Source organism: Paenibacillus sp. 32O-W (assembly GCF_007679495.1).
In the GTDB taxonomy this organism is placed as follows: domain Bacteria; phylum Bacillota; class Bacilli; order Paenibacillales; family NBRC-103111; genus Paenibacillus_L; species Paenibacillus_L residui.
Map to the genome: position 1 here is coordinate 84179 of NZ_VEGP01000010.1, position 21586 is coordinate 105764.

The following is a 21586-nucleotide window of genomic DNA, read 5'->3' on the forward strand; positions in this document are numbered from 1 at the left end:
CAGGAAACTCAACGGGCCAAATGCTGGATAAACCTATACCATCTATTTCCTACGAGGGGGTTGCGGCCCCGGATTCCCGGAGCCGTAAGTGTTGGGCTTCTGCCTGCCGAGCATGCTCTTATCCTTCGGTCCCGAGAATAAGCTCCAGGTGGGGATGAGTATGAAGCGGGACACAAATGCCGTGGTTTTTGTCCGGATTGGCCATCCACAGATGAACGAGCGGCGTGCAATCCCATTGTACCGTACCTCTCTGGCCTCTAGCGGAAAAGATAGGCTTTCTGTATACCAGAGGCTTTCTCAGCCGGGCGCTGCGCTCGCTCCAGCTTCTGCGTATCCGGTGAACGGCAACTCTTCTGGCCGGCCGTGCCAAGGGGAGCGTCAACACCGCCCGATCAATCCGCGTTTCTTGCGGCAACGCCGGCAGTTCAAAAGAACAGTAGGTCACTGTTCTTCTCCTCAGCCTTCGCTGCTTCATGCGGTTAGGAGACAGGCGGATGGTGGAAGCGGGCGGGTCTGCCGCTTCTGCCGGCGCTTCGGGCGGAACCGTCTCTGTTTGAACAGGAACAGGGGGCTGGGGCTCACTGAATGCCGGCTCCTCCTCATCAACGAACTCTTCCTCCAACGGCCATAGAATCGTGGGAATATCCCGCAATCTTTGCTTGGCGGTATTCTCGATCGCCTCTCCCAACTGGCGGATATATTCCTCCGCAGAGTGATGCTGTGCTACGTATACGCGGGCATGCTGCGACAGCTTTGCCCGCAGTGCCTCATCCTTGTACAGGCGAAGCATCGCTTCGGCCAAGGTTGTATCGTCGTCCGGGACGGGCGGCAGCTTCACGGCCGTTTCTTCCGGAAATTCACTGAAGGCCCCGATGTTCGAGATGATGGCCGGGATTCCGGAAGACAGAATATCCAGGAGAGAAGCCGAAGATTCGCCATATGTGGGATAACGGAGATTAATGGCTGCATCGGTTTCCGATAAATGCCGCTGATAAGCAGCATCATCCACATGTCCCAGCACCTTAACGTATGATTCCAGCCGTTCCTCCCGGATAAGGGAACGAACCTGGCGCAGGAATTGCGGGTCAATCGGTCCTACTAACCGGTATTCTATATTCGTAATTCCCTGGCAGACCAGCCTTCCAAAGGCGCGAATGGCCGTCTCAATCTGTTTATGCGGCGTTGCATATCCGAAGCTGGCGAACACAAACTTATTTCCGCCGGCGCATGAAGTCCGGTCGGGAACGGCGGCGGCCTTGGCCGGCAGTCTGGTCACTCTCACATTTCGCACTCCGTCGGAGTTAAGAGAATCCTTGCAGTAACGGCTGTGAACGATAACTTCTTTAGCCTTGTTCAGAAAATATTTATTAATCACGATTTGCTCGTGAGGCCTTTCAATTTGACCGTTCCGGATGGCGGCCGCTACATGCTTGGCACTCTGGCCGTAATGGCTGGACAGAACGAGAGTATAGGTTTCGACATCGTCTTTGGACAAGGTCCACTCGATACTCATCGCATGCAGGTTCAAATCATGCAACACAACAATGCCGCTATAAACTCTCAAATACGGAATCATGTAGATGTGAAAGCCACTGTTGCCCATTTGATAGATGACGGCATCGTAATCCTGGGCCCGGTCATGAAACAGCCGGTGATTGTAAATCCGTACCGTCGGGCCGGGGGGGATGTTGGGAGCATAATCGTCATCCACATAGAAGTCGCAATCGTAATTTCGGGCAAGGAGAGGCAGAATAGACTCCATGTAATCGGCAATTCCGGAACGAATCGGCGGCAAGGGAGTAAAGATAGCGATCTTCCTGCGTATCAACTGCTTATAGCTGGCGATGACCTTGCCCGCTACGGTTTCCCAGCGAAAGCCGGCAGCCTGCCGGAATCCCCGTTGCTGCAGCTCTGCTCTCATGGCCGGCTGGGTAAACAGTTCATACAGTCCGGCTCCGATATCGCTCGAATAATGGGGGTTGACCAGCCTGGCGGCGTCTCCCGCAATTTCCGCAAGCGAGGAGCAGTTGGAGGTCAGTACCGGTGCACCGCAGGCCATTGCCTCGAGGACCGGAAATCCGAGTCCTTCGTATAACGATGGGAAGGCGAATACTTCCGCGGCATTATACAGGTCGGTTATTTCATTATCGGGGACGAATCCGGTTATAACGATATCCTCCGCCACACCGCTCCGTTGGGCAATCTCCATTAGCTGTTGGCGATCTTCGGGAGTAACGCTGCAGCACAGTACCAGTTGATAGGCATGGTTAAGCTGGCGGTTGGCTATGGAGAAGCCTTCGATCAGCCGGGACATATTCTTGCGGAAATCCATGCCGCCGGTGCACATGACATAAGGCTTCACAATTCCGTAGCGGGCAAGCAGCTCCGCCCGGTTCACGGCAGGGAGCACCTTGAACCTGGAATCGATGCCGCCCATGATCGTTACTATCTTGTTCGGGTCCATCCCGAGATGTTGTACGGCATCCTGTTTGGTCGTTTCCGAGATGGCCAGAATCACATCACAAGATTTGATAAACTCGATAACCCGATAATAGAAAGCCTCGAATCCCTCGTTATGCAAATATTGATCTTTGTAAAGGTGTGGGATGATATCGTATAACGTTACCGCCAACTTCGTCTTTCCGTACCACTCCCGATTCATCATGGCCTGATTTTTATATTCGAAAGGACTCAGGATATGGAACAGCTCGATTTGATTATGGCGCAGAAATTTCTGCAGTTGACTCTTGAGAGCATCCGGACCGTTGTTGATATCGGGATAAAAGTAAAAAAAGGAGAGGTCCTTGCCGAGGATGGAAACATGCTCGATCAGATTTTTGGAATATCTTCCGATGCCCCGATAATTGGACACCCCCTGAACGAAAGACATATCGAAGGCTATGTTCACTATGTTCACCTCTTCTAAAGATATCGACATTAACTGAACAGTCTGGAAATGATCATCCCGATGGACGCGGGAGAAAAGTTAAGGTGAATATCCGAAGCCGCTTTTCTCGCCAACGCCTCCCGTTTGCTTTTGTTCTCGTAGGCTTCCCGCATCGTTTTGCGCACGTTCGCTATGCTAACGTCCGCCCAGCGATGGTTAAGGTAATAATCGGGCCGCTCCCGCTGCAATTTCTCGTCGACGGGAACGAGATTTTTCTCCGTCTCGATCAGGAAGCTGTTCGATTCGTTCATAAATTCGGTTGCCCCTCCCCAATTTATGGAGATGACGGGTTTCCCCAGGCTCATCATTTCCATCGCCGGCATTCCCCAGCCGCTGGCCCGGTCCATTGAAATATAGACATCCGAGCTTTGATAGAGATTGATTAAATTCTCTTCCGAGAAAGGCGTCGTAATTAGCACGATCTGATTCTTGTAACGGCCCGGCGGAATCAGGGACAGTATTTCTTTAGCCGCAAACCCTCTTTTGTACCCGCTGTGCAGATATACCTTCAAGATCAGGCTTACATCCTCGGCGGGAGAGAATTCTTCACAGAAAGCTTGTATAAGCATTTGATACCCTTTGCGGTAATCGAAGCCGAATACGTACAAAAACACGAATGACCGGATCGGCGGGGAGAAAATTAATTGCTGATACGGTTTCCCTGGATAATATTTCGTTACATCAATAGGGTACGGGACGATTTTGAGCTTCGAGGGGTTGACCCCGCTGCGGGAGAAAGTTTCGTAATTAAAGCGGGAGGGGACCCAGATTTCGTCCATTAAGTTGGCCTCCGCCGCCCAGCCGCTCGGCAGCCGGTCCGTTTCGAACAATGTAACGCCAATCTGGCGGGCTACGTTCGGTACATGAAAATGCTCCCGAAACAGGGGAGGTAATCCGTGGCGGATGAAGACGACTCTGTCTCCAATCTTGGGAGTGGATAACCGCTGCAGCCATTGTTTCGTCTGTTCGCCGATTTCCGCGTGATCCGGCCCTATAGGATGGATTTGCACGGGGATATTCATCGTTTCCAACGTTTTTATGAAATTTCGGGATACGTTGCCGTATCCTCCCATGTCCAGGACGGGCCCCATCCAATACACCCCGGTATACTTCATCGAAGGCTTCCCCCTTTAATCGGCCGATAAAACTGCGGATTAGTAACCAGTATATGGCGCTACGGAAGGGGGGAATTAGGTGTTTGAATCAAAAACAAGGAAAATTGGGTAGATGCTCTTACCATCGATCGGGGATGTCTTCATTCGTCCATACCCCGATTTTCCTCTCCGCATATATTAGATCACACGCTTGCTTGCCGCTCTCTCTTTGAGTTCAGTTCTTCAGTAGAAACCAAAGGATGGATGAATATGGGAATTTTCGGGCATCAGATGGGAGCTCATTTTCTCTATAATAACAAGATGCTGCCATACAACAGAATTCCTAAGAACAACTGGTCCGAAAGAACGGTTGAAATTCCGATCGTGATTGATTTTTTGCAGGAGCATGGGCAAGAAGGCTCTATTCTCGAGGTAGGAAACGTGCTCTCCCATTATCCGGATCTGATCGAGCATCTTCCCGGTCTGGCCGGCCGGCATATTATCGATAAATTCGAAAAGTGGCCGGGAGTAATCAACATCGATTTAATGGACGTTCAGACTCGATACGATGTCATCGTATGCGCATCGACCGTAGAGCATATCGGGCAGAAGGCGTATGGAGAGTTCCAATCGGGTGACCGGGAGGCCCCGCTGAAGGCCATTCGCAAAATCTACGATTTGCTGAAGCCCGGAGGCAAGGCGATCATTACCGTTCCGTTCGGGCGTCTAACGGACGTAGGGTGGCTTATTCAATTCAATTCGGAGTATCTCCGGCTCCTGACCGCTAAATATGATATTCCGGATACCGCCGTCTCCTTTTCCTTCATGAGGAAACTGGACACGGACATAAGCTTCGAAGCTCCGAGCCAATTATGGGTTCAATGTGAAGAGCGGGATTTGGCGGACTGCCGGTTCAACCATCCGTTCTTCCTGGCCAACGGGCTCGCCGTTATCCGTTTGAACAAAACCGACGAGCTTCCTGCGCTTGCCGAACTCCCTCCTGCCGAACTGCGCTATGAGACTCCACCGGGGATCGGCAACCTGTATTATTCTTCATTTATTCTGCCTAGGCCTTCCGATAAGGACGGTTGGATCCGAAGCAATCAGCCCGGATTCATTTTCTTTGGCCCGTATATCAAATTGCCCGTCCAGGTATACCGCTTCGAAGTGCGGATAGAAATAGTCGGCGCAGGCCACTTTACGTTGGATATCACGTCCAATGCCGCTAATAAATTGTTGTGGCAAAAAACACTTGTTCCTAACGTCTCAGCTGCAGGAAGTCATCTATTTGCATGAGGATGAAAAAGATGTCGAAGTGCGTTTATATAAGCACGATATGAACGCTTGCGCGGTGCGTGTGCCGTCGATTTACTTGGCGCCGTTATAGCGGAAGGGGAGATTCAGTTGAGCAGACCTCATTATTACTTGGGTGACAACACCGTATTAACAAATATAAATCATGGCCCTTATATGTTTCTGGATACACGGGATCCGGTTAACTTAGCCATTCTATTAACGGGCGATTGGGAGAAATGGATTACAAACATTATGTTGTCGATCGTCAAACCCGGTATGACCGTGCTCGATATCGGAGCCCATACCGGATTTTTCTCGATTTTATCCGGAATGCTTGTAGGGCCTACCGGCCAGGTGCATGCATTCGAGCCGAATCCTTTTCACCATAGAAATCTGTTAAAAAGCATTTCCTTCAACGGGATGTACGGGCGTGTCCATCTGCACCGGGTCGCGCTGTCCAATCAAAGAGGGGAAACCGAATTTCAGACGATAGGGGATGGCGGGACAAGCATCCAATTTTTAGGAATTGAAGCTATCAACGAGCCGACAAAGTTCAAAGTCAAGCAAGGATTGCTCACCGACTTCCTTCCCAGCCTTAAAGCGGACGTGATTAAAATCGATGTAGACGGGGCGGAGCCGTTGATTATGGATAGCGTCTTTGAAGTGATCGACCACAATCCTTCCATCATCATTCTAATGGAGTATTTGCCGGTTATATGGCGCGGAGGCACCCCGGGTCCGATTCTGCAGAAATTTGTCCAACGCGGATTCCGGTTTCATATTTTGTTCAGAGATGGACAGGTGGTGCCTACCGATGCAGCGGGATTGGAGGCGCATCAAGACCCTGATCAACTGGACTTGCTGATTGTCCGCTGAAGCTGCGCCTGTATCCAGGAGCAGTGACCACATTTTAAGAGATGGGAACGGAGCAAGCGGCAAGCAAGTGTCATCGTTTTACTTATCAGCTCCCTGCAGTGCACACTTGCATAGCTGGGCCCAAACCATAAATTAAGCCGAAACTAATAAAAATCGTAAGAAGGTATCCTTCTTACGATTTTTTGCGCTTATGGACAGAAGAACGGTCATTTCGCTTTCTCAATGATAAGCCCTATCGAGGTAGTGACATATTGCGCCAACAGCAGTCTTAAGTGCGGATTTGAATGGGGGGGAACATCAATATGGCGGTCTATCGGGCCGGTGCCTACCGAATAATCGACTTCTATGGAATGTCCTTGTGCGCGCAGCGTATGGACCATCCATTCGATGTCCTTAAGGCGGAAGAGGACCGTAGGGCCTTCTTCCAGCGTCTGGTCGTTGGAGGAAAGGTTGAATTCGGTCGTATGAATGGCAACTCCCCCGGGCTTCAGGCAGTTCATTTGGTTCAAGATAAACTGCTTGCCCAGCGCAATCGATCCACAGTGCTCGAAGGAGCAGGAGGACCAGGTAAAATCGAATTGGTTAAATAAATGCGGAGGAATCGCATTCATATTGACCACTTCAAAGGTAACCCGCTGACGAAATAATTCAGGATCGCATAACCCTCTTTCATTCAAATCCTGAATACCAACGGCATGCATGTTGGATTGCGCCCAGCCCTGTACGGAGGCGGAGGGAGCATCCAGATCGGTGGCCGTGATATAGCAGCCTCTGGAAGCAAATAAGGAGGCGAGCGGCTCTTTGCCGACACCAAATCCCAATCCTCTTCTGCCGGGGCCTAGCATTCCCCGTTCCAACAACCCTTGATAGATATAACAGTATTCCCACAGCTTTCGATGATACTGCAGAGGCTCCTTCAAGGCGAGGCAAGCTTCCTGTAGCCAGACGGACTCGAAGTCCTGTTGTTTGCACACCTGTGAAATCAACATTGAACGGATCGCTCCTTCTGCGAAGAGGATTTGAAAATAGTCCAAATGCAGTGATGTTTCTATGGTATGCGTATCTTCGGAAGGAAGGCACGGCACAGGGCCAGAGCAGCAGAGTCTTCCATATTTTACTCGTTTAACCGGCTACTAAAATATGCTAGACTTTAACCGCCGAAACTTCAATAAATTTTCTTGAAGTGCGGGGGACGGTATGTGCCGACAATTGGGCTTGCTCGGCACTTGGGGTGAGTCGCTTATATTAGCGTAGGGATACTTCCTTTTCTCCCGAATCCGACAACTAACTCCGCAGGCAGCGAAAAGGAGTTCAGTATGAAACGATTGGTTAAAACAACAGTAATAGCGTTTACATTAAGTGTGTCTTTGGCCAGTTTGTCTTCTCCGGCTTTCGCCGCATCCTATCAGGTTCAGGATAATGATAGTTTATGGACAATCTCCGAGAAGAATCAGCTATCCTTGGAGGCCGTTATCAATGCCAACATGGGAGTGGATATGTATAACCTGCAAAGCGGCCAGACGATTACGCTTCCAGTATCTACGGAGCATTCTTATGCCGTGCAGAAGGGGGATTCCTTCTGGACAATAGCGCAGAAATTAAATATTCCTCTAGACTTGTTAATGGCGGCCAATTCTCAATATGATCCCTATAATTTATATCCGGGGCTTGTGCTGGAATTGCCGGAAGGCTACACGAATTCGAACCACTCGGTAGCTGCTTTAAGTGCGAGTCCGGAGTCTGCTCCGGCGCCTGCGAGCAATGCGCAAACGATAACGACGCCGACGGGCGAAACCTATACTTACAGCAAAGTTATACAGGCTTCCGCTACCGCTTATTCCGCCTCGCATGAAGAGAACGGATGGGGGCCTGTCGATTACTACGGTAATCCTCTGAAACTGGGAACGATAGCCGTAGATCCGGCAGTCATTCCTATGAATTCTACCGTTTATATTACCGGTTATAACAGTCAGGGGCTTCCTGTCGGAGGAATGATCGGCAAGGCAACCGACCAGGGCGGAGCGATTAAGGGCGACCGGATTGACATCTTTATGCCGGGCAGCCGTTCAACTGCAAGCCAATTCGGCATTCAGAACGTAACCGTTTATGTATTGAACTAAAGATACGGCATCCTAATGATTTGCATAAACGATCAGTCTCGTAATAGGCGAGGCTGATTTTTTTTTTTTCAATGAACATGGGCGGGATCAAACCAACCTGCGGGCTCAAGCATACTTTGTAATTATCCGGGTGTAAGCCTGCAGGGAGGTGCAAGATGGGGATAGAGCTGATCGGAATCCATTGGGTGTATGTAGGGTTTGTCGTCATTATTATCGGCTGCATGATCATGAGAAGGGATACATCGCTTGTATGTATAGCCGGAATCTTTCTGCTCGGCTGGTTGGCTACATCGTCCTTAAGCCAATCTGTAAGCGGAATCTTCAACAGCTTTATCTATGCGATCACAGAGCTGTTGAATACGATACTGATTATTTCGATTATCGTGTCCATGGGCCGGGTGTTAACGAGAACGGGAATTAATGAAACGATGGTGTCCCCCTTTATCCGACTGATGAGAAGTCCCGGCCTAGCCTATTGGACAGTCGGATTGGTCATGCTGGTTATTTCCTTCTTCTTCTGGCCGTCTCCCGCCGTGGCGCTCATCGGGGCCGTGCTGCTGCCGGCCGCGGTTCGGGTCGGTCTGCCGCCGCTCGGTGTTGCCATCGCAATGAATTTGTTCGGCCACGGCATAGCCTTATCGGGTGACTTCGTCATTCAGGGGGCTCCCAAGCTGACGGCCGACGCTGCGGGTATACCGGTCTCCGAGGTTGTCCAGGCCAGCATTCCGTTAGTTCTGGTCATGGGAACGGTGACGACTGTAGCTGCTTTCTGGCTGATGCGCCGGGAGATGGCGGCCGGGAAGCTTACTCTCGCTACCGGAGCGGTCCGCAAGGGGGAAGCCAGAGCGGAAGGAGGAGAGGACCCCCTGGCCGCTGCCCTGCCGGACAAAGCCAAAAAAATTATGGCCGTCATCATTCCACTGTTATTTGTTGGCGACTTGGCAGCCATGTATTTCTTCAAGCTGCAGGGAGGGGAGGCAACGGCTCTGGTCGGGGGAACCTCAGTGGTCATTCTGATCACCATCACCCTGCTTGCTCATCGCAACCGGGGACTGGAGAGAACGACACAGTATCTGGTGGAAGGCCTGCAGTTCGGCTTCAGGGTATTCGGGCCCGTCATTCCGATCGCCGCCTTCTTCTATCTGGGGGATTCGGCCTTCTTCAATTTATTCGGCAGTGTTCTGCCTGAGGGGTCTCAAGGCATCGTCAATGATTTGGGGCTCGCTCTCGCCAATACGGTTCCGGTTAACAAGGAGGTGGGCGCCGTTACCCTTACGACCGTCGGCGCCATTACCGGATTGGATGGCTCCGGATTTTCGGGAATCTCGTTGGCCGGCTCCATCGCCCAATTATTCGGTACGGCCATCGGCTCCGGGATCGCTACATTGACTGCGCTGGGTCAAATTGCCGGAATTTGGGTCGGAGGAGGAACCTTGATTCCTTGGGCATTGATTCCCGCCGCGGCGATCTGCGGGGTAGATCCTTTCGAGATGGTTCGCCGCAATGTACGGCCGGTTGTGATCGGCTTGGTCGTGACGACCATTGTCGCTATGTTCCTGATCTAAATTTTCCCGAACGCCAAAGATGGCACTCCTTATGTCTAAACGTGAACGGCTAACGCTGCACGCCCGGTTCACACCTGGTTCATCGTGCTGTAGCCGACTTTTCACATGAAGCTTGCCGAGCCGATCGTTCCAAGCAGCCTCTGGCGCAAAGCATGCCAAGACTAACGCAAATCCAAACCGGGCGCAACGTATCCGTTCGCCCGGTTTTTAAGGAAGTGCCTTCTATAGATCGGCCCCGTTCTGATGATTCGTTGCCGAACAATGATTAATTATATTTAGGCAGCCAGTCGCCATGGGCTTCGATCAAGTCATCGCACAAGGAGACAATATCATCGATGGAGAGCTCTGCCGATGTATGCGGGTCCAGCATGGCGGCGTGATAAATATGCTCTCTCTTGCGGGTGATCGCCGCTTCGATGGTCAATAACTGGGTGTTTATGTTCGTCCGGTTCAGTGCGGCTAGCTGCGGAGGCAAATCTCCTACATAGGTCGGCGTGACGCCGCTTGCGTCTACGAGGCAAGGAACCTCAACGCAGGCCTCCTTGGGAAGATTGGTGATCAGTCCGGTGTTCATCACGTTCCCACCGATTTTGAACGGGCGGTTCGTCTCCATCGCATCGAAAATATAGGAGGCGTATTCATTGGAGCGTTTATGCTCAAGGCTGCGGTTGTTCACCAGTTCATCGCGCATGGTCTGCCATCTTTCGATTTGCCGGATGCAGCGCCGCGGATATTCGTCCAACGGAATATTATAACGGTCGATTAATTCGGGATAGTTCTTCTTGATGAAATACGGGTGGTACTCCGCATTATGCTCCGATGATTCCGTTACGTAGTAGCCAAAGCGGAACATCAGTTCGAAACGGACCATATCATTATGCTTTTCCTTCTGCTTCTCCTTCGCTCTGCGCTTGATTTCCGGATACAGGTCAATCCCGTCTTTCGTACATTCCAGAAGCCAGGCCATGTGGTTGATTCCGGCGATTTTGGTTTGAACTCCTTCCGTATCCATTTCCAGCTGGCGGAACAAATGCGGCATGCAAACCTGGACGCTGTGGCACAGCCCGACCGTACGGACACCGCCGTATGTAATCATCGTGTTGGTCAATACGGCCATCGGATTCGTATAGTTCAGGAACCAGGCGTCCGGGCATACCTCGCGGATGTCCTTGGCAAAATCGAGCATGACGGGAATCGTCCGCAAGTTTCGGAAAATACCGCCGATGCCGATCGTATCCCCGATGGTCTGGCGCAAGCCGTACTTCTTCGGAATTTCAAAGTCCGTGATCGTACAAGGGTCGTATCCTCCGACCTGGATTGCATTCACTACATATTTGGCTCCCCGCAGCGCCTCCTTGCGATCCGAATACGCAACGATTCGGCAACGGCTTCCCGTCGTCTGTTTCAGGTTGTTGAGCATGTTTTCGGAATCCTTTAGCCTGACGGGATCGATGTCAAACAAAGCGAGCTCGAATCCTTGCAGTGATTCGGTCAGCATGCAGTCTCCCAGCACATTTTTGGCAAAGACCGTGCTTCCGGCCCCGAGGAAAGTAATTTTGGACATGGTTAGAAGGCCTCCTTGAGTAAATTGATGTTGTCATCCATCTCCAGGCACTGCCTTTGTACTTGGGGATGGCTAAGCCGTTACTTATGACTATACGGTTCGGGGAGGCGCTTGCATATGGAATCATTTCACTTTCGTATGGAGAAATGTTGTTTTTTGTATGAGATGGAGGGATAAGCTTCCTTATTCTGAATTCATGCCGGGACCAGTGGGCGACCAAACCAATCTAACACCAAAGCTCATCCCCCGAATGATTTGGTGAGGTGATTTTGACCCGGACTCTTGCAATGCGTCTGCAGTTGTTTTACTTTGAATAATATAGCCGTCCGGGCTGTAAGCGGATCGAAAAGGTTCCGGACGGAATATGGATGGACGTGGCCTATCCGCAGGAATGGCCTGATAACATAGAGAAAGGAGCGGGAAGGTGATGGGTAAACCGACTCATACGGTGTCTCTAAATCTTTACCCGGGTAACGGGGAATTGGTCGTCTTGTTTGCCGGCCAGGCGCAAACGCCGCCATCGCATAAAGTGGGGCCGCAGGTGCTGGATTATCATCTGGTTCATTACGTCCTCTCCGGTAAAGGAAGATTCCGCTGCAGGGGTAGAGATTACGAGCTGTCGGAGGGAGGGCATTTTTTCATCTTTCCGGGGGAGCTGTCCAGCTACGAATCGGATGAACAGGACCCTTGGCGGTATATATGGATCGGCTTTAAGGGAACCCGGGCAGATGAGCTGCTGACGCAATTGTCCATCACCCCTTACCAGCCGACGGTGAGCACGAAGGGAAACCGTAAAATTCCCGTCCTGTTTCATAAGATGGCCCATGTTCTCGGGGAGGGACATCCGTCCTGCGATCTGCAGGCCGGCGCTTTGTTGCGCCTGCTGTTAGCGGAATATGCGAGACAGCTGGATGTGCTGCCTTCCCGTTCCTCCAGCGCGGATCCGGTGCAGCTGCAGGTCGAGCAGGCGATCCGGTGGTTGAATCTGCAGTATTCACAGCCGGTTTCTATCGAACAGATGGCCCATACCCTCGGCTATCACCGCTCTTATTTATCGAAAATATTCAAGCAGCATACCGGAGTGTCTCCGATGCAATTTTTGCTGAAAATCCGTATGGAACGGGCGCGCTTATTACTGCGGGAGCCGCTGACGATCGAACAGGTTGCGTCCAGTGTCGGTTTCCCCGATGCGCTCTATTTTTCCAAGCAGTTCAAGAAATGGTTCGGCAGCTCGCCCACCCGTTACCGGGAGCTTCAGGGAGGATCTGTCTACGACTGCCAATACTAAAGGCCGAAGAGCCGGGAAACCGGACAGAGGGGAAGAAGCAATGCGACTGCTTCGGGATATATTTTTCAGACAAATTAAAGACAAAGGGAAATTGAATTTGCCCCCAGAAAAGGCTTGTCAATCCGTTCTTCCGTTGCTATGGTAGAAGATAGGTAAAAATCCAATCCAGTAAAGGAAGGTTGCACCTAATGAAACGATTAAGAGTGGGGATCATAGGTCAGGGCAGAAGCGGACGCGATATTCATGCTTATATTATTAAAAAGCTTCCGGAACTGTATCAGATCGTCGCCGTATCCGACCCTATGGAAGATCGCAGACAAAGAGCGGAGGCTGAGTTGAACTGCGATGCTTACGCCGACTATCGTGACTTGTTCCAACGGAAGGATCTGGATCTGATCATCAATGCAACGCCGAGCCAGCTTCATGTTCCGGTATCGTTGGAGTGTCTGAACAGCGGTTTCAACGTGCTCTGCGAAAAGCCTCTCGCCAGAAGAGTGGCCGATGTGGACAAGCTGATCGAAGCTTCGAAGGATTCGGGCAAGCTGTTGGCCATATACCAGCAATCCCGTTATTCTCCCGCCTTCGAGAAAATTCGTCAAATTATCGACTCCGGGGTGATTGGCCGGATCGTTCAAGTAAGCATCTCTTATAATGGTTTTGCCAGAAGATGGGATTGGCAGACGCTTCAGGAGAAGAACGGGGGCAATCTGCTCAATACGGGGCCGCATCCGGTCGACCAGGCTCTTCAGCTGTACGGAAACGATGTCATGCCGAAGGTCACCTGCATGATGGACCGGGCGAACTCTTTCGGGGATGCGGAGGATTATGTCAAGCTGATCCTGCATGGAAACGGAAGACCTACGATCGATGTAGAGATTTCCTCCTGCTGCGTTTATCCGGAAGGAACCTATAACGTTCAAGGGACACTCGGCGGGATTAAAGGGTCGATCCAGCATCTGGATTGGAAGTATTACAAGCCTGAGGAAGCGCCGGAGCAAAGCCTGGTCAGCGAGCCGCTGAGCAATGCCGACGGCACGCCCGCATATTGCGGAGAAGAGCTTAAGTGGTACGAGGAAAGCTGGGATCTGTCCCAGGAGGACGGGGGATTCTTTGACCAGATGGGCAAGAAGTTCTACACGATGCTCTATAATTCGTTAGCCAACGGGCAACCGCTGGAGATTACACCTGAGCAGGTCCGCCAGCAAATTGCCGTCATGGAAGAATGCTTCAGGCAGAATCCCGAGTTCGCCAATCATAGCTTCTGACGCCATTTTATCTATATATGTAAAAAAACCGCTGATGACGCCGTTAGGGTCTGAAGGCGGTTTTTTTTGTGCGGGTTTCGCACGGTCTTGTCTCTCTGCTACTTACGGTTTCTCCAAGGCCGCTCCTCATCCTCCGATGCCGGGAACAGGTTGTCCTCGATATTGTCCAAGATGGCTTCCACAACCTCGCTGATTCCATCGGTGGCCCCCATGTCTTCCTGGTCGGGAGGAGTCGGGATGCCGGCAGTTTCAAAAGCGGTTTGGCCGGTTATTTTTTGCTCGTCTGTCAGATCAGGTTTTCTTTCGTCAGACATAGATTTCAAGCTCCTTTAGTAAAAATTGGCGGAAATCACCTATACCATCCCCGCACAAGCGGACTTCTATACATCCCGCGGGAAGATGAAGGGGCGACTGGATTAAATTTTTATAAAGACAATGCCGCGAATTCTCGGAATGTTCAAAAAACGATTGAGCTTCCGCACAGCCGAACAGGTAATATAGAGTATGGATGACTATTGGGAGGTGACGAACATGGAAAACTCCGGCCAACGGATAAAAATCAGCCGCCGCCGATTTCTGGGGACGGCCGGCAAGCTGGTGCTCGGGATCACCGGTTATGCGGCGCTGTCCGGCACCGTATTCTATCTGGGGGCTAAGAGCAGCAGCGCTGCGCGGAAGCCGAAGCAGGAGATGAAACCGGCCAACCTGGCACTCCTTGGGGAGGAGTCCGATTTTTCCGATATAAAGGATACGGTGAAGGTCGAATACGACGTCGAGATAGAGGATGGGTGGGTTAAACAGAAGCGTCACGGCTTCGTCTATGTCACCCGTTCGGAGGACGGCGAACTTCTCATTATGTCGCCGATTTGCACGCATCTTGGCTGTAATGTGACGACCGCCTCGGATAAAGACAGATTAGAGAAACCGGGGTTGGCTTTCATATGTCCATGCCATGGGGGAGAATATGATAACACAGGACGCCACATTGGAGGACCTCCTCCCCGGCCGCTCGATGTCTTCGAACCGATTGTGCGGGAGGGTAAAGTATATATTGCCGTACTTCATCCCGGGCAGAGAAAATAATTTGCTTGGCGGGATCTCATTCCCGGCAACAAAACAAACCGCCTCGTGAGGCGGTTTTTCTCAAAATATAAGAAAGTATAAGCTTCACCTTATACCTGTTCTTATATTTCGCCTGTCCAACGGACGGTGGCAGCCGTTTATGCTTGTATCGATCGTCAGCGGAAGTTGATACGAATTTATTCCTCGCCGTCGGTAAATTCCCGATATTCGTCGGCATTCATAAGTCCGGCAAGCGAGTCCTCGCTGTTCAGCTCCACTTCAAACATCCAGCCCTTGCCGTAAGGATCGGAGTTAACCAGCTCCGGGGAGTCATCCAGTTCACTATTTACGGCGATCACTATGCCCGAGACGGGAGAGTAGATGTCCGATACGGTCTTGACCGATTCTACGCTGCCCGTACTGTCCCCGGCATGAATCTCATCTCCTTCGGACGGCAGCTCCACGAATACGATGTCGCCCAATTGATTCTGGGCGAAGTGGGTGATGCCGATTCTCACCTTGTTTCCGTCGAGCTTCTCGACCCATTCATGTTCTTTGCTGTAGTATAAACCGGATTTGATCTCGCTCATCGAAAATCCCTCGCTTTACGCATATTCGTACAACATCATTATAGTGCGCGGAAACACCAGGCGCACTTCTAACGGATTCGCTACTAGCTTATTATACTTAAAGAACCGGTGTCAAGGACGGCAGAGAGGGTTGACAAAAAAGCAGGATGTGGAATAATAATGGTATAAATCCCCATTCAGGGGCATTTTCGTAAGCGACGACACATATGGGCGAATGAAGGTGCAAGGGAGAGATTACTGCCGGCGGAGCCGGAATCAGTAACGCCGAAGGAGTAAGCCCGCGGGTGAATCTCTCAGGCAAAAGGACCTGCACCGGACGCATCTCTGGAGAGAGCCTGCGCGCAAGTTGCTGCAGGTCACCCAAGGGGAAACCCCAGCTTCATGATCTAGGAGCCCGGGGGTAACTCTCAGGTAAAAGGACAGAGCGGAGGAACGCAGCCGTCGGGTTGTGTTCTTTCCGCTCTGTTTTTTTATGTATGGAAAGAATGCGCTATCTTGGCCAAACAGATTTCATATGATTTGGAATCCGTCTTGAACAAGAGCGCGGCGGGAGCGATCAAGCGATTGGAGGTCAAAGTTTATGCTGAAACGAACACCGCTGCACCCTATTTATGAAAAATACGGGGCACGGGTCATTGATTTCGGAGGCTGGGAGCTTCCCGTGCAATTTGCCGGGATCCAATCAGAGCACCATGCGGTGCGCCGGCAGGCGGGATTATTCGATGTTTCTCATATGGGAGAGGTCCTGGTGACCGGACCGGATGCGTTCCGCTTTCTCCAGCGGATAACGACCAATGATCTGTCGAAGCTGGAGGATGGCCAAGTGCAGTACAGCTTCATGTGCTATCCGGATGGCGGGGTCGTCGATGATTTGATCGTTTACCGGTTTCACGGGGAAGAGTACATGCTGGTGATCAACGCTGCCAATATCGACAAGGATATAGCGTGGATAGATTCACAGCTCTCGGGCGATGTCCGGTGGAAGGATATATCGCCGGAAACCGCGCTGCTCGCTCTGCAGGGGCCGAAGGCCGAGCCCATTTTACAGAAGGTGACGGAGGCCCCCCTTTCCGGGTTAAAGCCTTTTCATTTCCGGAAGGATATTCGCATCGCCGGAATCCAGGCGCTTCTGTCCAGAACCGGGTATACGGGGGAAGACGGCTTCGAGCTGTATGTGCGCAGCAGCGATGCCATTACGCTCTGGGAGGAGCTGTTGAAGGCCGGCGGAGATGACGGCCTCGTTCCGGCCGGCTTGGGAGCCCGGGACACGCTCCGTTTCGAAGCGAGGCTTCCTCTGTACGGCCAGGAGCTGTCCCCGGAGACTACTCCGGTAGAAGCCGGTCTCGGAATGTTCGTTAAACCGGAGAAGGGAGAATTTATCGGACGCGATGTTCTGGCGGAGCAGAAGGCGAACGGTGCCCCGCGCAAGCTCGTCGGCATAGAAATGATAGACCGGGGAATTCCAAGAAGCCACTACCCGGTTTATTGCGGAGATGTCCGGATAGGAGAGGTGACGACCGGCACCCAGTCTCCGACCTTAAAGAAGAATGTCGGCCTGGCATTGATCGACCGCAAGTATGCGGCTATCGGAACAGAGGTTGCCGTTGAAGTGAGAGGGAAACGGCTTCAAGCGGTCATCGTGCCGACGCCGTTTTATAAGAGAAGCAGGTAACTGCCAGTGGGCTGCGAACAATTTGCTGGAAGGTAACTGCCGACGGGCTGTGAAGAGATGACTGTGGAGGGTCGCTACTCGGGGTGGGAAGAGATACTGTGGAAGGTCGCTGCTCAGGTTGGGAGAAGAGAATCCTGTGGAGGGTCCTTGCTCAGGCTGAGAAGAGGTAACTGTGGAAGGTCGATGCTCGGGCTGAGAAGAGATAATTGTGGAAGTTCACTACCCAGGCTAAGAAGAGATACTGTGGAAGGTCGTTACTCAGGTTAGGAGAAGAGAATCCTGTGGAGGGTCCTTGCTCAGGCTGAGAAGAGGTAACTGTGGAAGTTCACTACCCAGGCTAAGAAGAGATGACTGTGGAAGGTCGCTACTCGGGGTGGGAAGAGATACTGTGGAAGGTCGCTGCTCAGGTTGCGAGAAAGACGTGCAGAAATGCAGGTCTTTTTGGGGAAAATCTGCACAAGGCCTGATTCTAAAGCAAAAGTGCACGTCTTTTTTGGGGAAATCCGCGTAAGGCTGATTCTAGAGCAAAAGTGCACGTCTTTTTGGGGGAAATCCGCGTAAGGCTGATTCTAGAACAAAAGTGCACGTCTTTTTGGGGAAAATCTGCGAAAGGCCTGATTCTAAAGCGATTGTGCAGGTCTTTTGGCCGATTTTAGGGGAATCGCCTCATTTTGTCCGAAAAGACATGCAGATTTGAGCGTCTTTCGCTCAATTTAGGAAAAAAGGCGAGATTCCAATGCACTTTTGCTCGTCTTTGGGCCATGCGTCCCCTTCTGTTGCAGTATTTTGAATAAATAAAACAAGGCGACAAGAAGCCGAAAAATAGCCCAAGCTTATTCAAATTAATGATAAAAGGAGCTTGAATGGATGATGCACCGTTATTTGCCTTTGACGGAACAGGATCGCCAAGAGATGCTGAGCGAAATCGGAATTGCTTCCGTTGACGAGCTGTTTGCCGATATTCCCGCCGGTATCCGATACCAGGGGAAGCTGAAGGTTTCCGAAGCGTTAAGCGAACCGCAACTGCTGCGGTACATGCGCGGGCTGGCCGCCAAGAATGCGGATTTCGACCGGTATCCCTGTTTTCTGGGGGCGGGAATTTATGATCACCATATTCCGGTCGTGATTCAGCATGTCATTTCCCGGTCGGAATTTTATACCGCCTATACTCCTTATCAGCCGGAGATCAGCCAGGGCGAGCTGCAGGCGATCTTCGAGTTTCAGTCCTATATTTGCGAGCTGACCGGGATGGCTGTAGCCAATGCATCGATGTATGACGGAGCGACGGCTCTCGCCGAAGCCGGTGCCCTGGCCGTCGGGGCGACCCGGCGCAAGCGTATCGTCGTCTCCAGCACAGTGCATCCCGAAGCCAAGCAAATTCTGAGAACGACAGCCAAGGGCTTGAACGTGGAGGTCGTTGAGGCCGGTTACCGGGATGGGATCACCGATATAGAGCAGTTGGCTTCGCTTATCAATGAGGAGACGGCCGCCGTACTTGTGCAATCGCCCAACTTCTTCGGCTGCGTGGAAGATATTCGGGCGATCGAGCCGCTTATTCATCAAGTGAAAGGGCTGCTGGTCGTAAGCAGCAATCCGCTGGCGCTCGGTCTGCTGGAAGCGCCGGGCCATCTGGGGGCGGATCTGGTAGTGGGAGACGCCCAGCCGCTGGGCATACCTGCTGCACTCGGCGGCCCTACCTGCGGATACTTTGCCGCATCCGCCCAGTGGATGCGAAGGATGCCCGGAAGGATCGTCGGGCAGACCGTAGACCGCCAGGGCCGAAGGGGCTATGTGCTGACACTGCAGGCGCGGGAGCAGCATATCCGCAGGGAAAAAGCGACCAGCAACATTTGTTCGAACCAGGCTCTGCTGGCTCTTTGCTCATCCGTCTATTTATCGACGATGGGCAAGCAGGGCATTCGCGAGGTAGCCCGGCTTAATTTGCAGAAGGCGCACTATGCCGCGCAGACGATCGGTTCCTCCGGCCGGATGAAGCTGGCCTTCTCCGCTCCGTTCTTTAACGAGTTCGTCATCCGGCTGCCGAGGGGCTGTGATGTCCGGCGGATCAATCGGGAACTGCTTGAGGCGGGAATGATCGGCGGCTACGATCTGGGGCGGGATTACCCGGAGCTGGCGGATCATATGCTGGTGGCTGTTACGGAGCAGAGGAGCCGGGAGGAAATCGAAACATTCACATCTGCATTGGAGGGATTGCTATGAGCGGCAGTGGAGAAAAGCATGACAAGGCTACGATTTTCGAGCTGAGCCGACCGGGGCGGATCGGTTATTCCCTGCCTCCGTGCGATGTGCCGGAAGCCGATCCGGCTTCCCTGATTCCGGCCTCTCTGTTAAGGAAGCAGCCGGCAGAGCTGCCGGAAGTCTATGAAGTCGATGTCATCCGGCATTATACGGAATTATCGCGGCGCAATTTCGGGATCGACAACGGATTTTATCCGCTGGGCTCCTGCACCATGAAATATAATCCGAAAATCAACGAGGATGCGGCAAGAATGACGGGATTTGCGAAAATTCATCCTTACCAGCCGGAGGAGTCCATTCAGGGCGCCCTGGAAGTGTTATACCGGCTGCAGAAGGATTTGCAGGAAATTACCGGCATGGATCAGGTAACGCTGCAGCCTGCGGCCGGAGCACATGGAGAATGGACCGGGCTGATGATGATCCGCGCCTACCATGAAAGCCGAGGAGAGAGGCGGACCAAGGTGCTCGTTCCCGATTCGGCCCATGGGACCAACCCGGCAAGCGCTGCCGTGGCCGGCTTCGAAGCGGTCACCATCCCTTCCGATTCGAGGGGGCTGGTGGACCTGGATGCCCTGCGGAAAGAGGCGGGCCCGGATACGGCAGCGCTGATGCTGACGAATCCGAACACGCTCGGCTTATTCGAGGAGCACATTGCCGAAATAGCCGACATTGTGCATCAGGCTGGAGGGCTGCTTTATTATGACGGCGCTAATGCAAACGCCATTATGGGAATAACCCGGCCCGGAGATATGGGGTTTGATGTGGTGCATCTCAACCTCCACAAGACTATGAGCACCCCTCACGGGGGCGGAGGTCCGGGAGCCGGGCCGGTCGGGGTGAAGGAGAAGCTGATCCCGTACCTGCCGACGCCGATCGTAGCCCGCAGAGAAGACGGGAGCTACTTCCTGGATTACAATTTCCCGCATTCCATCGGCAGGGTCAAAAGCTTCTACGGCAACTTCGGCATTTTATTGCGGGCTTATGTCTATATATTGAGCTATGGCGGGGAAGGATTGCGTCAGGTATCGGAAAATGCCGTATTGAATGCCAATTATATGCTGAAGAAGCTTGCTCCCTATTTCGATGTGCCGTACGACCGGAAGTGCAAGCATGAATTTGTACTGTCCGGCAACCGCCAGAAGAAGCATGGAGTGCGTACATTGGATATGGCCAAGAGGCTGCTGGATTTCGGCTATCATCCGCCGACGATTTACTTCCCGCTCAACGTCGAGGAATGCATCATGATCGAGCCGACGGAAACGGAAAGCAAGGAGACGCTGGACGGCTTTATCGAGGCAATGATTCAGATTGCTCAGGAGGCGGAGCACGATCCCGAAAGGGTCAAGAATGCTCCGTATACGACGGTAGTACAGAGGCTGGACGAAGCCTTGGCCGCCCGCAAGCCTGTGCTCAACTGCAGCTGCGCCCCGTAAGAGTTTGCCCGACGAACCAAATTTAAGCTGTAATACACGGCGGCATCTGAAGAGTAATAGTCCATAGGCGTAGACAGGCAATCTGTTTATAGAAGGTAATAATGGAAGAGGAAATATGCAGGAACCTTGCAACTGGAACGGCGTTGCTGCCCATATGGTCGGGAGATGGTCCAATAGGATCTATCTCCCCTTAATGGGACTTTAGGATTGATAATCGGCAGCGGCATAAAGCCTGAGAGTATTTCTTTTATGAGCCTGTTCTGGGGCAGTTGGATTGAGGCCAGCAAAAGTACTTCTTTCTGCTTATTGGAGTGGCGATCGGGGCTATCTAGAGCAAAAATTCCTGTATTTTCGCAATTTATATGACTCAAGGCATGAAGCTTCATAATCACTCGACTTAACTGAACTGCCGCGACCTAATCGGGGAAGAGGGAGGATACATGGTTAGTACTGTTTAATATTAATGACATTAATAATTAATTATGATAATTAAATTCGTAAGCCGCAGCTTAACCGCACATTTTCTCCCAATCGGGCTTGTTTTTTAGATTCCTG

At 52.0% G+C, this 21586-nt stretch carries 16 protein-coding genes and 2 riboswitches; of the genes, 10 read left to right on the forward strand and 6 right to left on the reverse strand.

The window, feature by feature from the left end:
* Positions 1–118: 118 nt before the first annotated feature.
* Positions 119–2938 carry a glycosyltransferase gene (locus FS806_RS06390; protein WP_260982003.1) on the reverse strand — a complete coding sequence of 940 codons (2820 nt, stop codon included), beginning with the start codon at positions 2936–2938 and terminating at the stop codon, positions 119–121.
* On the reverse strand, positions 2938–4062 hold the full coding sequence (locus tag FS806_RS06395) for a glycosyltransferase family 4 protein (RefSeq protein ID WP_144933750.1): 1125 nt from the start codon (positions 4060–4062) through the stop codon (positions 2938–2940). The genes FS806_RS06390 and FS806_RS06395 overlap by 1 nt, the downstream gene beginning before the upstream one ends.
* A 249-nt stretch (positions 4063–4311) precedes the next feature.
* On the opposite strand from FS806_RS06395, the gene FS806_RS06400 reads away from it, so the two are divergent.
* On the forward strand, positions 4312–5337 hold the full coding sequence (locus FS806_RS06400; protein ID WP_144933751.1) for an SAM-dependent methyltransferase: 1026 nt from the start codon (positions 4312–4314) through the stop codon (positions 5335–5337).
* Between the two features lie 108 nt (positions 5338–5445).
* Positions 5446–6213 carry an FkbM family methyltransferase gene (locus FS806_RS06405; protein WP_144933752.1) on the forward strand — a complete coding sequence of 256 codons (768 nt, stop codon included), beginning with the start codon at positions 5446–5448 and terminating at the stop codon, positions 6211–6213.
* A gap of 206 nt (positions 6214–6419) precedes the next feature.
* Here the strand turns inward: FS806_RS06405 and FS806_RS06410 are convergent, their stop codons facing one another.
* On the reverse strand, positions 6420–7202 hold the full coding sequence (locus FS806_RS06410; RefSeq protein ID WP_144933753.1) for an SAM-dependent methyltransferase: 783 nt from the start codon (positions 7200–7202) through the stop codon (positions 6420–6422).
* Between the two features lie 156 nt (positions 7203–7358).
* Positions 7359–7527, forward strand: a riboswitch (cyclic di-AMP (ydaO/yuaA leader).
* Positions 7528–7529: 2 nt separating this feature from the next.
* Here FS806_RS06410 and FS806_RS06415 point away from each other — a divergent pair.
* Together FS806_RS06415 and FS806_RS06420 are read left to right on the forward strand one after the other, a co-directional pair.
* A complete protein-coding gene (locus tag FS806_RS06415) occupies positions 7530–8333 on the forward strand; it encodes a LysM peptidoglycan-binding domain-containing protein (RefSeq protein WP_144933754.1) in 804 nt (267 codons plus the stop codon).
* A gap of 155 nt (positions 8334–8488) precedes the next feature.
* The gene (locus tag FS806_RS06420; RefSeq protein WP_144933755.1) at positions 8489–9898 is read left to right on the forward strand and encodes a hypothetical protein; all 1410 of its coding nucleotides are present in this window, start codon (positions 8489–8491) and stop codon (positions 9896–9898) included.
* A 265-nt stretch (positions 9899–10163) separates the two neighbouring features.
* Here FS806_RS06420 and melA read toward each other — a convergent pair whose 3' ends face one another.
* Positions 10164–11462, reverse strand: a complete 1299-nt coding sequence (gene melA / locus FS806_RS06425) for an alpha-glucosidase/alpha-galactosidase (RefSeq protein WP_144933756.1) — start codon at positions 11460–11462, stop codon at positions 10164–10166.
* 427 nt (positions 11463–11889) lie between these two features.
* Between melA and FS806_RS06430 the strand changes: the two genes are divergently transcribed.
* Both FS806_RS06430 and FS806_RS06435 read left to right on the forward strand, forming a co-directional pair.
* Positions 11890–12750: an AraC family transcriptional regulator gene (locus tag FS806_RS06430; RefSeq protein WP_144933757.1), complete on the forward strand. Its 861-nt coding sequence runs from the start codon at positions 11890–11892 to the stop codon at positions 12748–12750.
* Between the two features lie 188 nt (positions 12751–12938).
* The gene (locus FS806_RS06435) at positions 12939–14015 is read left to right on the forward strand and encodes a Gfo/Idh/MocA family protein (protein ID WP_144933758.1); all 1077 of its coding nucleotides are present in this window, start codon (positions 12939–12941) and stop codon (positions 14013–14015) included.
* Between the two features lie 98 nt (positions 14016–14113).
* Here the strand turns inward: FS806_RS06435 and FS806_RS06440 are convergent, their stop codons facing one another.
* Positions 14114–14329 (reverse strand): hypothetical protein, encoded by a 216-nt coding sequence (locus FS806_RS06440; RefSeq protein ID WP_144933759.1) that lies wholly within the window; start codon positions 14327–14329, stop codon positions 14114–14116.
* A 217-nt stretch (positions 14330–14546) separates the two neighbouring features.
* Between FS806_RS06440 and FS806_RS06445 the strand changes: the two genes are divergently transcribed.
* The gene (locus FS806_RS06445) at positions 14547–15098 is read left to right on the forward strand and encodes a QcrA and Rieske domain-containing protein (protein WP_186328229.1); all 552 of its coding nucleotides are present in this window, start codon (positions 14547–14549) and stop codon (positions 15096–15098) included.
* 176 nt (positions 15099–15274) lie between these two features.
* Here FS806_RS06445 and gcvH read toward each other — a convergent pair whose 3' ends face one another.
* Positions 15275–15667: a glycine cleavage system protein GcvH gene (gene gcvH / locus FS806_RS06450; protein WP_144933761.1), complete on the reverse strand. Its 393-nt coding sequence runs from the start codon at positions 15665–15667 to the stop codon at positions 15275–15277.
* A gap of 215 nt (positions 15668–15882) precedes the next feature.
* Positions 15883–15985, forward strand: a riboswitch (glycine riboswitch).
* Between the two features lie 262 nt (positions 15986–16247).
* Between gcvH and gcvT the strand changes: the two genes are divergently transcribed.
* From gcvT to gcvPB, 3 genes are all read left to right on the forward strand, one after another.
* Positions 16248–17339 (forward strand): glycine cleavage system aminomethyltransferase GcvT, encoded by a 1092-nt coding sequence (gene gcvT / locus FS806_RS06455; RefSeq protein ID WP_144933762.1) that lies wholly within the window; start codon positions 16248–16250, stop codon positions 17337–17339.
* An 867-nt stretch (positions 17340–18206) separates the two neighbouring features.
* Positions 18207–19559 (forward strand): aminomethyl-transferring glycine dehydrogenase subunit GcvPA, encoded by a 1353-nt coding sequence (gene gcvPA, locus FS806_RS06460; protein WP_144933763.1) that lies wholly within the window; start codon positions 18207–18209, stop codon positions 19557–19559.
* The gene (gene gcvPB, locus FS806_RS06465; protein ID WP_144933764.1) at positions 19556–21031 is read left to right on the forward strand and encodes an aminomethyl-transferring glycine dehydrogenase subunit GcvPB; all 1476 of its coding nucleotides are present in this window, start codon (positions 19556–19558) and stop codon (positions 21029–21031) included. Before gcvPA ends, gcvPB begins: the two co-directional genes overlap by 4 nt.
* The last annotated feature ends 555 nt before the right edge of the window (positions 21032–21586 follow it).